Genomic DNA, 14410 nt, shown 5'->3' on the forward strand with positions numbered 1-14410 from the left:
ACTTGCGCGGCCTACGGGCCGTTGTAGGCTCAACTATAGCCGCGGCAGTATCTTGCGGCGGTTATTTCGCGCGTTTTTTTGCTTCTGTTCTATGGGCCTCAAGCTCAATACCAAAATCATTCTCGGGTTTGTTATTGCTGTAGGCGTGCTGCTGCTCACCTCGGCCGTGGCCTGGTACAGCATTCAGCAGCTTGGCTACTACACTCGCCAGGTAGAGCACACTTACCGGGTGCTGGAAAGCGCCTCCAGCCTGCGCGGCCACCTGCGCGACGCCCAAAGCCAGGTACGCGGCTACCTACTCCTGAGCGACTCCACCTACCTGCCGGGCTTCGCCGAAAGCCGGACGTTGCTTGACGAGGATTTTGACGCGTTGCAACTCCTCACCTTGGATAATCCCCAGCAGCAGAGCCGGTTGGACACCCTGCAGCGCGGTTTGCGGGACGAAATGGTATTTCTGGAGCGTTGGTCCAAGCTGCCCCCTTCCACTGAGGCCGTACGCCAGTTGGTGCGCGAGGACCGGGTAAAGCAAATGGCACTTCGGGGAGTTATTGCCCGCATCCAGACGGATGAGAAGGTGCTGCTGAAGGAGCGCCAGCGGCGGCAGGATTTCTTCGAGAATACCACCCCGGCGGCCATCGTCATTTCGGCGGTGCTGGCTACCCTGATTGTGGCCTGGCTGTTCACCAAAATCAACCGGGAGCTGCAGGCCAACGAGGCCCTGCAGCTGGAACTGCAGCGCACCAACGCCGATGTGGCCCGCCGCATCAGCATCATTGAAGCCCTGGCTAACCGCGTGGTGGCGGGCGACTACACCGTCAAAATATCCGACCAGGAGCAGGACAGCCTGGGCAACTTGGCTACCTCCCTCAACCACATGACGCAGGCGCTGGACACCAGCTTCACGGCCCTGGAAAACCGCAACCGGGAGCTGGATCAGTTTGCCTACGTGGCCTCCCACGACTTGAAAGCCCCGCTGCGCGGGGTGGTAACGGTGGTGAAGTGGATTGAGGACGAGCTGCCCCACGAGCTCAGCCCCCAGATGCGCCAGTACCTGGACATGATGAAGGGCCGCCTGCACCGCCTCGAAGACCTGATTAACGGCCTGCTGGCCTACGCCCGCGCCGGCCGTACCGAGCGCAAACTAGAGGAAGTAGACGTGCAGCAGCTGGTAGCCGAGGTAACTGAATTGGTAGTTCCGCCCACCTTTCGGGTAGAGACGCCCACACCTCTGCCCGTGCTCCACACCGACCGCCTCAGCCTGCAGCAGGTGTTCACCAACCTCATCGGCAACGCGGCCAAGTACCACAACCGCCCCGATGGCCTTATCACGGTATCGGCCCGCGACCTGGGCTCCTGCTATGAGTTTCGGGTGCAGGACGATGGGCCCGGCATTGCCCCGCAGTTCCAGCAAAAGGTGTTTCTGATGTTCCAGACACTGCGCGACCGAAACACGGCCGAAAGCACCGGCATCGGCCTCAGCATTGTGAAGCGCATTGTGGAGGAGCAGCGCGGCACCATTCACATCGAATCCGAAGAAGGCCAGGGCGCCGCCTTTGTGTTCACCTGGCACAAATAAGCGCCGCGGCCCGGCGGTGCTGTGCTTGCACTAGCCGGCGCTTTCACCGTTTCATCACGCAGTGTTTCTTATTTCACTGCCTCACCATCTCACCTTTCCCGTATGCGCTCCGTCCTGCTCGTTGAAGACGACTTTTTTGATACCATGACGGCCCAGAAGGCCTTCGAGAAGTTCAATGTTCCCCACAAGCTGTACACGGCCTTTAATGGTCTGGAGGCGCTGGATTTGCTGCTGGGCCGCAACGGAGCGGAGCCCATTCGCCCCCTGCCTGAGGTGATTCTGCTGGATTTGAACATGCCCAAAATGAACGGCCACGAGTTTCTGGCCGAAATCCGCAACAACCCGGAGCTGCGGGATATTCCGGTATTCATCACTACCACCTCCGGCATGGATGTGGACCGCCTCAATGCCCAAAACCTGGGCGTCAGCGGCTACATCCTGAAACCCCTCGATTTTGAGTCCAGCTCCGATATGGTAGACAGCATGAACCTGCTGGAAAAGCTGCTCCGCTAAGCCCCTCCCCCACTCCCACCCGCCTCCCACCTATGCAACCCCTATTCGAAAACGAGCATTGTACTATTTATTTTGACGAGAGCGTGCCGGCCATCCATCAGGTGTGGCGGGGCTTTGCCTCGGGTGAGCTGCTGCGCGAGGCCCACGATGCCACCGTGCAGCAGGTGCGGGCCCACAAAGCACACTGCCTGCTGGCTGATACGCGGCAGATGCGCGTGATTTCGCGCACCGACCAACAGTGGATTACGGACAGCTACTTTCCGCGGGTAATTGCGGCTGGGTGCCGGCGCATTGCCATTGTGCAGTCGGAGGATATCTTCAACCAAACCTCGGTGCAGCACATCATGACCGACGTTATCAAGAACTCGCTGGTAACTGCCGAGCATTTTCAGACGGTGGAGGCTGGGCGAATCTGGCTACGGGAGAACTGCTAATTCCGCGCCCCATGCAACGCCGCTCGGCGGCCGAGGCCTCTCTCCTGTGGGGCACGGTCTTCGTGAAATAAGCGGGCGGCTACATTTGACTGGAAGAACTTGTAATATGGGCCGCTAACCGGGCACTTTCGGCCGGGCACCGTAGTTCCTCCGACAAGTTGGCCCCGGCCCGACAGGCAGTTCAGGCGTGCTCACAGTATCCTCACGCCCGGGGCTGATATTTCGTTCTTTCCGCCTTTCTTTATCCTCTATGTTGCTCCGCTCTCTCCCGCTTTTGGCCCTGTGCGCGCTGGCCGCCCCGGCCCTGGCTCAGCAGACGCCCCGCGAGCTGAACACGCTGCCCGGCGCCCCGGCTCCGCAGCCTGCTCCGGTTACGCCCGCGCCTGCTGCTCCCGCCCCAGCTCCCGTTACCACCGCCCCACCCGCCGACACCGTGCGTCGCGCCCTGGCCCCTCGCACGCTGGCCTCCCCCCCGGCCGTACCCGATTCAGTGCGCAGCCAGCAGCGGCAGGTGCAATTGCCACCCGCCAACACTACCCGCTACGCCGTGGGCCTAAAATCGGGACAGGTGCTGCGGGGCTACGATGTGGAGCTGAAGCAGCCGGTATTCGGCCGCACCTTTTTGCTGGTAGATGGCCAGCAGCGCCTCGATTTGAACGACGTGCGCTACTACGAGGACGAAAGCGGCTTCTACGTGCGCACCACCCTGCCCGGCCGGTCCAAGCGCGAAACCACACTCCGCCGCGACCGGGTGGGTCGCATCAGCCTATACTCCATCACCACGCAGCAGTACATGAGCAACCCCGGCGGGTTTAGCCCTTACGGCTACGGCCGCTACGGCGGGTTTGGCTACCCCTACGGCGGCTATGGCGGTTATGGTGGCTACCGCACGGTGCGTACCGAGTACTTCAGCAAGGATAACGGCCCCATCGAAGACCTGAGCATCCGCAACCTGCAGCTGGCCACCCAGGATAACCCCGGTTCCCAGCAGCTACTGGCCGATGCCCGGCGCTTTCAACGCATTACTACCCTCAGCTACGTAGGAGCCGGCGCGCTGTTCTTGGCGGGCACGCTTTCCAGTTTTAGCGGCAGCAACGGCTTTTCGGTGTCGCCGCTGATGTACGCGGCCATTCCGCTGGCTATTGTGCCGCTGGCCATTGGCGGCAAGTCACAGAACAGCGTGAAACAGGCCATTCTGCTCTATAACCGGGGGCAGCAATAAGGTTATCTGGTTTATGAAATGCAAAAAAACCTCAACTGTGGTTGAGGTTTTTTTATGCACTGTGCATACGCTTACCCCGGCACCTTTCAGCCTTCAACAAGCTGGATTGCGTAGAGAAGCAGGTGAATACAACCGCTACTCCCACCACCCTACCCGAGCGCCGGGAGCTGGCTTTATGGGTGCACGAAAAGCTCTGCGCTGCGTATGGCGCCCCGTTTGCGTTTTTCAGCACCAAAGACCCGCTCAGTGAGCTCATCAGCTCGTTGCTTTCCCACCGCACCCGCAACCAGGACTCGCACCGCGCCTACCAGCAGCTACGCGCCCGTTTCCCGACGTGGGAGCAGGTGCTTGATGCGCCCACGGCGGAAGTGGAGGCGGCCATCCGCCCGTGCACCTGGCCGGAGCAGAAAGCACCCCGGCTGCAGCAGGTGCTGCGGGAAGTGAGCAGCCGCTGCAATGGCCCCTGCCACCTGGAGTTCCTGGCCGATTTGCCGATTCCGGAGGCCCGGGCCTGGCTGGAGCAACTGCCGGGCGTGGGGCCCAAAACCAGCGCCGCCGTATTGCTGTTCAGTACCCTGCGTCGCCCCGCTATGCCCGTGGATAGTCACCATCACCGCGTGGCGCAGCGCCTGGGCCTCATTGGCCCGAAGGTGGGCGAGGCCGCAGCTCACGCCCAACTGGCTGCCCTATTGCCACCCGACTGGGATGCCCAGCAGGTGTACGACCACCACGAGGCACTCATGTTTCACGGCCAAAAGTGCTGCTATTTTCACACGCCGGCCTGCGGGCGGTGCGTGGTGCTGAGCCGCTGTCCGTTTGGGCAGGCGCGAGTCGGCAATTTTTCCCAACTTCCCGCTTCTTCAACTCTCCCGCTATGAAACCGACCTACGGCGTACCCGCTCTGCTTTCCGTATTCGTGCCCGGCCTGGGCCAGCTTATCAAAGGCCAGATTCTGAAAGCCTTTGTGATTTGGGTAGTAGGTGGACTGGTAGGCTTTTTTCTGTTCTGGACGGTTATAATCCCGTTCATTGTGTGGGCCTGGAACGTGTACGACGCCTACAACGACCCCGCCTAGCCGTGGCGGTGCTGCACCTGAAAGCCAAGCCCAACAGCCGCCGCACCCAGCTGGAGCGTGCCCCCGATGGCAGCCTGCTCGTACGCCTGCAGGCCCCCGCCCAGGATGGCAAGGCCAATGCGTGTTTGCTGGCGTACCTGGCCGAAGTATTTGGGGTGAGCAAATCTGGTGTTACGTTGCTGAGCGGGCACACGGCTCCTTTCAAAAAGGTAGAAATAGAAGGCCGCACCGATGCGGAACTGACGGCAGTTTTGCAGCAGCTGCGGCTGGCGTAGCCGTATCTTTTACCGAGCGTTTGGCGTTGAACGGGCACGCTGCCTTGGTGGCAGCAGCTACGGCTCCTTCTCTCCCCTCTTTCTATGTCGTTTTTTCCTACCTGGGCCGTGGCTGGCTTCTGGGGCCTGGTATCCGGCTCAGCGCTACTGCTGGGCGCGGCCGTGGGCTATTTTACCCACATTCCGCAGCGGCTGATTGCCGCTATCATGGCCTTTGGCAGCGGCGTGCTGATTTCAACGCTTTCCCTGGAGCTAATGGAGGAAGCCTACCGCAAAGGCGGCTTCGACTCCACGGGGCTGGGGTTTGTGGGCGGCGCGGCGGCGTACACGCTGGCGAACTGGCTGCTGGCCCGCTACGGCGCCAAGCACCGCAAGCGCTCCGGCGACCAGCAAACCCAGGAGCGCAACGCCGTGCAAAAAGGCCACACTGAGGGCAACTCCGCCGGCGACGACAACGGACTGGCCCTGGCTATTGGAGCGCTGCTGGATGGCATTCCGGAAAGTATTGTGATTGGCCTGAGCATGCTGGCTGGCGGGGGCGTGAGCATGGTAGCCGTGGTGGCCATCTTCCTGAGCAACCTGCCCGAGGGCCTGAGCAGCGCCGCTGGCATGCGCAAAGCGGGCCGCAAGCCAGCCTACGTGCTGGGCTTGTGGGCTGGCATAGCCCTTATTTCCGGCATTTCTTCGCTGGTAGGCTATTCGGTATTCAGTGGGTTCTCGCCGGAAGTGGTGGCGGCTACCACCGCCGTATCGGCCGGGGCCGTGCTGGCCATGATTGCCGATACCATGATTCCGGAAGCATTTGAGGTGGCCCATAATTTCACGGGGCTCATCACCGTCATCGGCTTTCTGGTTTCGTTTGTGCTGAGCAAGTTGGGCGGCTAAGCGTTTGCCTCTTAACCCTGAAAAAGACGAAGGCCACCGGATTCCCCGCCGGTGGCCTTCTACATAAAATAATCCCCTCATTCCTTCTCTAACCCACCAGCTGCCGAGGGGGGATCTGCCGCAACTTTTTCCGGAGGTTGCGACAAGAGCGGCTGATGTTTCCTTACACACTTTCCGGCACTACGTCGCGGCGGTAGGTGCGTTCAAATGCTTCATCAACGTGGTACGTGGACTCCTCGTGTTGGCTGAGGTCGAGTCCTAACTCCTCATCCTGGAGTTTTACGCGCAACCCAAAAATACGGTCAGTTATTTTCAATAAAATCCACGCCCCGACGAACGAGTACGAAATGACGATGAACAGGCCCAGCAGGTGGTAGCCAAAGGTGGTAAAGGTGCCGTGAATCAGTCCCACCTTATCGGCAAATACCCCCGTGAGCAGCATGCCCACAATGCCGCCCAGTCCGTGGCACGGAAATACATCCAGCGTATCATCAATGGTGGTACGCGAGTTTTGCCAGTGCACGGCGGCGTGGCTGATAAAGGATGCCAGTACCCCGAACAGGATGCTTTGCCCATAACCAACGTAACCGGCGGCGGGCGTAATGGCCACCAGTCCCACTACAGCGCCGGTGCAGGCCCCCACCGCCGTGGGCTTACCGCCCCGCACAATTTCAATCAGAATCCAGGCAATGAGGGCTGCCGCCGAGGCTAGGTTGGTGTTCACAAACGACAGCGCCGCCAGCTCATTAGCACCCAGCGCCGAGCCCGCATTGAAGCCAAACCACCCAAACCACAGCAGCCCGGTACCTAGCAGCACGTAAGGCACATTGGGCGTAGAAAACGAGGAAGGCCGCAGGTTGGCTGAGCGCCGGCCCAGTACCATTGCGCCGGCCAAAGCGGCTACCCCCGCCGAAATGTGCACCACGGTGCCCCCCGCAAAATCCAGCACGCCCCACTTGCGCAGGAAGCCCTCGGGGTGCCACGTCCAGTGAGCCAGCGGGCAGTAGATGAACAGGCTGAACAGCACCATAAAGGCCAGGTAGCCTTTAAACCGCACCCGCTCGGCAAACGAGCCGGTAATCAGGGCTGGGGTGATGATGGCAAACTTAAGCTGAAAAGCGAAGTATAGAATGAACGGGATGGTAGTGGCAAACGCCGGGTTGGGAGCCGTACCTACGTTGCGCAGCAGGGCAAACGTGAAGGGGTTACCGATAAGCCCGTGCCAGGAGTCGCCGTAGCAAAGCGAGAACCCCACAAAGTAGAACAGCACCGAAATAACGCCCAGCGCCACAAAGCTCTGCAACATGGTGCTAATCACGTTTTTGGGCCGCACCATACCGCCATAAAAGAACGACAGTCCCGGCGTCATAATCAGCACGAAGGCCGTGGCCGTGAGCATCCAGGCTACATCGGCCCCGTTAAGGGTACCGGGGGCGGCGGCCGGATGCGGTACCTGCACCAAAGCTGCCACCACTGACAGCAGTAACAGCACGCCCAGCGCAAACAAACTTTTGCTAGGTCGGACAGAAGCAGATGTCGGAGTCATCACAAATATGTTTTGGGGTTACCCTTCGTTTGTCATGCCAATATACGCTAACAATATAGTTTTATCCTGCATGCACCCTTTGTTTTAAGGTATCTGTTCTAAAATATGATATAATTTCCGTAATCATATATTCGTTCTTTATACCTATTTCTAAAAAACACCCATAAATAGAGATGATAGTCTATCGATTCACTGTGAGTCCATGCATGCAAGTTGATAGAGGCAAAACCGTAGCTTGCGGCTTCCATTAGCAGATATATCTATGGCGGCTTTACCCAACCCCTCCGATTTGCAACCCTTGCTCGATGCGCTGGCGTTTTCGCCTGAAAATGTTCCTCTGCGCCGTCACGTAGCTTCCTTGCTCAGGCAGGCCGGGCGGCTTGGTGAGGCGGAAGAACACTACCGCCTGGGTCTGCGCCAAGCCCCCGAGGATGAGGAGCTACAGCTCGGGCTGGCCGAAACGTACGCCGGTCTGCAGAAAACCTCGGCGGCACTGGTAGTGCTGGAAGAAGTGCTGCGCGCCCACCCCAACCACGCCCGAGCCCATCTGCTCCACGCCCGCGTGCTGGCCCGCGCCGGCGGACCGCCCGATGAAGCCCGGGCGGCCTACCAGCAAGCCTTGCAACTGGATGCCAGCCTGCGCGACGCCGCCCTAGATGAACAGTTGGGCCTGCGCCCGGCCGCCCAACCAGCCAGCGGCGGCGCTCCGGCCGACTACAACGCCACCCACGTTTCGGATATGGGGCTGGATGAGCAGGCGTTGTTTGCTGGGCTGGAAAAGCCCAAAATCACGTTTCAGGACGTGGGCGGCATGGAGGCAGTGAAGGAAGAAATTCGCCTCAAAATCATCCACCCACTCCAGTACCCCGATCTGTATAAGGCGTATGGCAAGGCGGCCGGCGGCGGACTGCTGCTGTACGGCCCACCCGGCTGCGGCAAAACGCATCTGGCCCGCGCCACGGCCGGCGAGGTGCAGGCCTCGTTCATTCACGTGGGCATCAACGACATTCTGGACATGTGGATGGGCCAGAGTGAAAAGAAGCTGCACGAGCTGTTTGAGCTGGCCCGCGTGCAGGCGCCCTGCGTGCTGTTTTTTGACGAGGTGGACGCTCTGGCCGCCAACCGCCACGACCTGCGCCAAAGCGCCGGCCGTACCCTCATCAACCAGTTTCTGGAGGAGCTGGATGGGGCCCGCAGCTCTAACGACGGCGTGCTGATACTGGCCGCTACCAACGCCCCCTGGCAATTGGACCCCGCCTTCCGCCGCCCCGGCCGCTTCGATAAAATCGTGCTGGTAACCCCACCCGATGAAACTGCCCGCGTGGCCATCTTGGAAGTGTTACTGCGCGGCAAGCCCCTGGCCGACAACATCAACCTCTCGGCCCTAGCTACTCAGACCGCCGGCCTCTCCGGCGCCGATTTGCAGGCCGTGGTAGACCAGGCCGTGGAAGCCTGCCTGCGCGAATCGATGAAAGCGGGCCGGCCGCAGCCGGTGCAGCAGAGCCATTTGCTGGCCGCGGCCCGGCAGGTGCGCCCCAGCACCAAGGAGTGGTTTGCCACGGCCAAAAACTACGCCCTCTACTCCAACGAAGGCGGTACCTACGACGACATCCTGACTTACCTGGGCATCAAAAAGTAACGGTGCTATGCGGCCCGAACCCCCAGCTACGCGGTGGCAGGATGCCGTGCAGAACCTGCTGGACATCAACCGGCCGGAGCAAGCTGAGCAGTTAGTCAGACAGCGGCTGGCGCACAATCCGCGGGAAGCGCTGGCTTACATCCTGCTCGGCTTTGCGCTGTACCGGCAAAATCGACTGTCAGAAGCTCGGGTTGTCATTCGGGAGGCGCTAGTGCTCGATCCGGCCGCCAGCGAGGCTTTTTATGTGCTGTTTCTGATAGAAGATGAAGCCGGGCAGGCCCCTGCCCGGGCCAGGGCATTGCGCGAAGCCCTGCGTCTGCAGCCCTTCAACCCGAAGTATCTGGCGGCGCAGGCGCAGCTTTACTTGCTCCAACAACAGCCCGCCGCGGCGCAGCAGGCGGCCGCGCGGGGCCTGGCCCACCGCCCCGACCATACTGGCTGCCTGATTGCGCTGGCCACTGCGCTGCACGAGCAGCAGCACTGGTCCGACTTAGCACCCGTCCTGCAGCAGCTGGTAGCCAGCCATCCGAACCTTCCGAAGGCGCACCAGCTGCTGGGCCGGGAAGCCATGCGGCAGAAGCATTACGCGGCGGCTCAGGCGCATTTTCAGGAGGCGCTGCGCCTGGCTCCTACCAATGCTACGGCCTTGCAGGGAGCTAGTCAGGCAATCCGCCGCCAGCTCTGGATTGGCCGGCTGGCCGTGTGGCTGGACACCTACCTGACATTCATATCAGAAGGCACCAAACAAAGGAAGCTGAAAGCGTGGGGCCACTTTCTGCTAATTCTGATTCCGCTGAGTTTATTGTGCATTCCGCTGCTACTGTTCATGGGTTTTGAGGCCGGGTACTGGCGGCTACACCCGCAGGTGCGACGGTTACGCAACCGCCCCGACCAGAACCTATTCTACGCGCAGCAAACACTCTGGCGGTACGGGCCGGTGGCGGCTTTTACGTTGTTGCTGCTGGCCTGGCTAACAACAGTTTTCTGGCTGCTGGTGTGGCTGGGTGTGCCGGAAAGCAGCCTAGGTCCGGGCCTCACGGGTGGACTTACCACGGTGGCTATGGCCATTTGGGCCGCTTTCAAACACGCTTCGAATCAACCATTGCCCGAAAAATCATCCCTGCGGAAGATGCTGGCAGCCCTGCTGGCGCTGGCCGTCAGTATCACGAGCGTAAGTTGGCCGGCAACCTGGCCTTACGGTCCGCTGGCAGTTCTGGGCCTCACCAGCTGGGCTGGGTTTTTGATTTTCCGCCAAACCCCGCCGCCGAAACAGTAGCCGCCGCTTTTGCCTTCTCCACCATGCATTCCACCAATATCTCTCAGCTGCGCCGGATTCAGGTTTTACTCCGTCAGTCACGCCCCGACCTAGCCGAAGCAGAAGCCCGGCGCCAATTAGCTCAATTTCCGGAGTCCAGCCAGGGGCAGGCGCTGCTGGGGCTGAGTCTGATTCGTCAGCACAAGCCGGCTGAAAGCCAGCCACCCGCCGAGCGCGCCGTGGCACTGGATGCACAAAACGACTTTGCCTTTTACGTGCTCAGCCTGTCCTGCCTGCAGAGCGGACAGCTACAGCCAGCCGCCCAACACATTGCCACGGCCTTGCAGCTGCAGCCCACCGTACCTGACTACCATTTTATTCAGGGCTCCGTGGCCTTTGCTGAAGGACGGGCGGAGGCCGCCCTAACTGCCGCCGACCAGGGTCTACTTTTTAATCCGCAGCACGTGCAATGCCTCAACCTGCGGGCCCGGGCTTTGTCGAGGCTAGCCACCGGGGCCGACTGGCAGCCTGAGTACCAGCAGGCGCTGCGTGAGGCACCTTTGTTTGCCCCCACGCACGTTAATCTGGGATTCAGCCATCTGGAGCACGCGCAATTTGAGCAGGCTGAGGCACACTTTCTGCAGGCTCTGGCGCTCGACCCAACCTCGCACGAAGCTCGGGCGGGTGTAGTATCAGCGGCGGTATCAAGAGCAGGACTAGCTCCCCGGCCCAAGCCGCTCAAGCCGTGGTTTGTGGAGGATAAACGCGCCGGCTTTTTGCTGATTGGCCCGTTCGTTCTACTTCTTCTGTTAACGCTTTACGCTGTGCTGGATGAGGTGGAAGCTGCCACTCTGCGGCAGTATGTGCTGCCGGTGCTGGCCGGGGCAGTGCTGCTTTTTCTCTCGCCGGCCCTGTTAATTGCCAGCTTCAAAACGCTGCACCTGAGTTGGCAGTTACTGCGGCCCGCCACCCGCCATGTGCTACCGCTCCCGTTGCGCCAGCTGCTGGTAGCTGAAGCCGGGGCCATCGTTGCATTCTATCTGACCCTCGCCGCGCTGCTGCTGCCGGCTGCTACTGTGGTGGCTTGGGTACTTGTAGCAGTAAGCCTGGCGGCAGTGCTGCTTGGCCAGCAGACGCTCGTCAGTGTGCGAGGCCGCCGCGCCGGTTACCTTTACGGGACAGGTTTACTATTACTGGCAGCAGTGCTGGCGGCGTTTCAACTGGAATATAGTTTCAGCAACCGGGCAGTTATGCTCTGGTTCAACCTAGGTATTTGGGTGTATCTGCCGGCGTTTTCCTATCTCGAATAACCGCTCTTTTGGGTTTTAAGAATTAAGATGAACTCTACCCAGTATATCAGCCGTGTGCAGTTGCTGCTCCAGCACAAGCGGCCGCAAGAAGCCGAGCAGGAAGCCCGCCGTCTGCTCCGCGACGAGCCCGATAATAGCTACCTGCACTGCCTGCTGGCTCTGGCCTTGCTGGAGCTGGCGCGCCTACCCGAAGCCCAGGCTGAAGCCCAGCAAGCCATCCACCTCGACCCCGAAAACAGCTTTGCCTTCTACGTGTTGAGCGCCGCTTTGCAGCGCCAGCACGAGCTACCGGCGGCCTTACAGGCCATCGAAGAAGCCCTGGCCCTAGACCCCGAGGATGCCGATTATCAGCACGTGCTGGGCCAAATCCGGTTTCAGCAGGGCCAGGTGCACGGCGCGCTGCGGGCCGCCGAGGCCGGCCTGCAGGCCGACCCCACTCACGTTGACTGCCTCGGTTTGCGGGCCCGCTGCCTCAGCCGCCTCGGCCGCCGCTCCGAAGCTGCCGCCGACTTCGACGAAGCTCTCCGGCAAAGCCCCTCCGACGCGGGCACGCACGCCGACCTGGGCTGGGTGGCCCTGGAGCGGGGCCGCGCAAAGGAGGCAGCCAGTCATTTCCGGGAGGCCCTGCGCCTCAACCCATCGTCCAACTATGCCCGTGAAGGGCTGGTATCGGCCCTAAAGGCCCGTTTCTGGCTATACAACTGGTTTTACCGCTTCATGGTCTGGACCCAGACGCTGAGCCCCAACATGCGGCAAGGCCTGTTCATTGGCCTGTTCGTATTGTCGCGCTTCGTGCCCGGGCTGTTGCCGCTGTATCTGGTGCTGGTATACATGAGCTGGTTTGCCGAGCCCGTATTCAACTCGCTGCTCCGCCTCAACCGCTACGGCCGCTTCGCCCTCAGCGAGGCCGATACGCAACATTCCAACAAGTTCCTGCTCCTCTCACTTAGTGGCTTGGCCTTGCTAGTAGCCGGACACTATTGGCCCGGCTTTGCGCTTACCACGGCCGGCGTTGTGCTACTAGGGCTGCTTTTCCCGCTGGTGGGCACATATAACCAGTGGCAGCCGAAGCGACGGCAACAGTCGAGGTGGTTTGGCTGGGCGCTGGCGGCCGTAGGTACGCTGGCCGTGGTGCTGGAGGCTATTGCCAGTCCCGGCAGCGGCACTGTTTTTACAGTTTTTCTGGGTGGTACGTTGGTATACATCTGGACGCTGGCCCTGCGAGGATAGAAGGTTTACCTCTAGCACGCCTCACAGAAGCAAAGGCGAAGCCTACCGCTTGTTTTGTTTTTAGAAACAAAGAGGCCCAGCCTGTTGCGTATCTCACCCTAGAAATCAAAAATGAACTGTCATTCTGAGCGAAGCGGGAAACCTGAGTTAGCTCTTAGTGAATAACCCAGATTCCTCACTTCGCTAAGGATGATAGTTCTTTCAGCCATCATTACTAAAAGGCCGGATGCTCACTCCGCAGCCCGGCCCAGCACGTTGTCTAGGTACTTCTGGGCCGAACCGGTATTGAGCAACAGAATCTGCTCCTCGGGCCGGATTTGGCCGGTACGCAGCAGGTGCCTGGCTGCACTCCAGAGCGCCCCACCTTCTGGCGCGACGAACAGCCCTTCCTGGTGGCTCAATTCCCGCATCCCGGCCAGCATCTGCTCGTCGGTGATGGCCAGGGCCAGACCATCGGATTCGGCCAGCACCTCCAGCATCAGCGGTTCGCCCAGCGGGCGGGGCACGGCCAGGCCGTTGGCAATGGAGGGCTGGCCCACGTAGGCGTGGCAGCTGGGCTGGCGGCCAGCGCGGGTTTCCACCAATGGGCAGCAGCTGGCGGCCTGCACGGCTATCATGCGGGGCAGCTTGGCATGGCGCGACAACCAGCCCAGCTCCTGCATTTCGCGCAGGGCCTTCCAGATACCAATAAGACCGGTGCCGCCCCCGGCCGGGTAGAGCAGCACGTCGGGCAACGACCAGTTGAGCTGTTCGGCCAATTCGTAGCCCATAGTTTTCTTGCCTTCGAGGCGGTAGGGCTCCTTAAGGGTAGATACATCAAGTAGCTCGCCGGCGGCATTCAGTTCCTGCACCCGGGCGGCGCAGTCGTTGATGAGACCATCCACGAGGTGTACCTCGGCGCCGTACCAGTAGCATTCTTCCTTGAAGGCCGTGGGCGTGTGGCGGGGCATCACCACCACGCAGCGCAGGCTGGCCCGGGCGCAGTAGGCGGCCAGCGCCACGCCCGCGTTGCCGGCCGTGGGAATAATGCAGCCCGTTGCGCCCAGCTCTTTGGCTTTCGATACCGCCATGCTCAGGCCCCGGGCTTTGAATGATCCGGTGGGGTTTTGGCCTTCGTCTTTGAGCAGCAGGCTACGTAGGCCGTGACGGGCGGCCAAGCGGGGCAGCGGCAGCAGCGGCGTCCAGCCCTCCCCCAGCGTCACGAGGTTGTTGTTATCCAGTAGCGGCAACAGTGCCCGATAGCGCCACATGGAGTTATCGGCGGGGTTAATAACCTCGGCGCAGCTTAGCGGCTCGCTTAGGTCGTAGCGGGCTAGTAGTGGCTGGCTGCAGCAGTCCGAAACACGTTGCAGGGTGAAGGCATCGTGGGGGGCATGGCAAGCGGCGCAGTGCAGCGCGTGCAGGCGGGATTGGGTAGTAATTTCGAGGGTGGTCATAGCGCAGAGTACAA

At 60.9% G+C, this 14410-nt stretch carries 14 protein-coding genes; 12 read left to right on the forward strand and 2 right to left on the reverse strand.

What is annotated here, in order from left to right:
- Nucleotides 1-91 precede the first annotated feature (91 nt).
- The 8 genes from LF252_RS18555 (at nucleotide 92) to LF252_RS18590 (ending at nucleotide 5980) form a co-directional block, all read left to right on the forward strand.
- Complete coding sequence (locus LF252_RS18555) at nucleotides 92-1576, forward strand: sensor histidine kinase (protein WP_226271087.1); 1485 nt, start codon at nucleotides 92-94, stop codon at nucleotides 1574-1576.
- A 102-nt stretch (nucleotides 1577-1678) separates the two neighbouring features.
- A complete protein-coding gene (locus LF252_RS18560) occupies nucleotides 1679-2089 on the forward strand; it encodes a response regulator (RefSeq protein WP_226271088.1) in 411 nt (136 codons plus the stop codon).
- A gap of 32 nt (nucleotides 2090-2121) precedes the next feature.
- Entirely contained in the window at nucleotides 2122-2523 is a 402-nt protein-coding gene (locus tag LF252_RS18565; protein WP_226271089.1) for a hypothetical protein, read from the forward strand.
- Nucleotides 2524-2773: 250 nt separating this feature from the next.
- Nucleotides 2774-3745, forward strand: coding sequence for a hypothetical protein (locus tag LF252_RS18570; protein WP_226271090.1), 972 nt, complete (start codon nucleotides 2774-2776; stop codon nucleotides 3743-3745).
- A 122-nt stretch (nucleotides 3746-3867) separates the two neighbouring features.
- On the forward strand, nucleotides 3868-4623 hold the full coding sequence (locus tag LF252_RS18575; RefSeq protein ID WP_226271091.1) for an endonuclease III domain-containing protein: 756 nt from the start codon (nucleotides 3868-3870) through the stop codon (nucleotides 4621-4623).
- On the forward strand, nucleotides 4620-4820 hold the full coding sequence (locus tag LF252_RS18580; protein ID WP_226271092.1) for a hypothetical protein: 201 nt from the start codon (nucleotides 4620-4622) through the stop codon (nucleotides 4818-4820). Before LF252_RS18575 ends, LF252_RS18580 begins: the two co-directional genes overlap by 4 nt.
- Before the next feature lie 2 nt (nucleotides 4821-4822).
- Nucleotides 4823-5095 (forward strand): DUF167 domain-containing protein, encoded by a 273-nt coding sequence (locus tag LF252_RS18585; protein WP_226271093.1) that lies wholly within the window; start codon nucleotides 4823-4825, stop codon nucleotides 5093-5095.
- An 84-nt stretch (nucleotides 5096-5179) separates the two neighbouring features.
- On the forward strand, nucleotides 5180-5980 hold the full coding sequence (locus LF252_RS18590) for a ZIP family metal transporter (protein ID WP_226271094.1): 801 nt from the start codon (nucleotides 5180-5182) through the stop codon (nucleotides 5978-5980).
- Between the two features lie 163 nt (nucleotides 5981-6143).
- Here LF252_RS18590 and LF252_RS18595 read toward each other — a convergent pair whose 3' ends face one another.
- Nucleotides 6144-7526, reverse strand: a complete 1383-nt coding sequence (locus LF252_RS18595) for an ammonium transporter (protein WP_226271095.1) — start codon at nucleotides 7524-7526, stop codon at nucleotides 6144-6146.
- A gap of 262 nt (nucleotides 7527-7788) precedes the next feature.
- Between LF252_RS18595 and LF252_RS18600 the strand changes: the two genes are divergently transcribed.
- Genes LF252_RS18600 through LF252_RS18615 form a run of 4 tightly spaced genes read left to right on the forward strand, consistent with a single transcriptional unit; the run spans nucleotide 7789 to nucleotide 12960 of the window.
- A complete protein-coding gene (locus tag LF252_RS18600) occupies nucleotides 7789-9165 on the forward strand; it encodes an ATP-binding protein (RefSeq protein ID WP_226271096.1) in 1377 nt (458 codons plus the stop codon).
- Between the two features lie 7 nt (nucleotides 9166-9172).
- Nucleotides 9173-10441 carry a tetratricopeptide repeat protein gene (locus LF252_RS18605; protein WP_226271097.1) on the forward strand — a complete coding sequence of 423 codons (1269 nt, stop codon included), beginning with the start codon at nucleotides 9173-9175 and terminating at the stop codon, nucleotides 10439-10441.
- A gap of 23 nt (nucleotides 10442-10464) precedes the next feature.
- Nucleotides 10465-11730 (forward strand): tetratricopeptide repeat protein, encoded by a 1266-nt coding sequence (locus LF252_RS18610; protein ID WP_226271098.1) that lies wholly within the window; start codon nucleotides 10465-10467, stop codon nucleotides 11728-11730.
- A gap of 27 nt (nucleotides 11731-11757) precedes the next feature.
- A complete protein-coding gene (locus LF252_RS18615) occupies nucleotides 11758-12960 on the forward strand; it encodes a tetratricopeptide repeat protein (RefSeq protein WP_226271099.1) in 1203 nt (400 codons plus the stop codon).
- A 230-nt stretch (nucleotides 12961-13190) separates the two neighbouring features.
- Here the strand turns inward: LF252_RS18615 and LF252_RS18620 are convergent, their stop codons facing one another.
- Nucleotides 13191-14396 carry a threonine synthase gene (locus tag LF252_RS18620; protein WP_226271100.1) on the reverse strand — a complete coding sequence of 402 codons (1206 nt, stop codon included), beginning with the start codon at nucleotides 14394-14396 and terminating at the stop codon, nucleotides 13191-13193.
- Nucleotides 14397-14410: the final 14 nt, after the last annotated feature.

Origin of the sequence: Hymenobacter pini, assembly GCF_020421205.1 — a bacterium.
Taxonomy (GTDB): domain Bacteria; phylum Bacteroidota; class Bacteroidia; order Cytophagales; family Hymenobacteraceae; genus Hymenobacter; species Hymenobacter pini.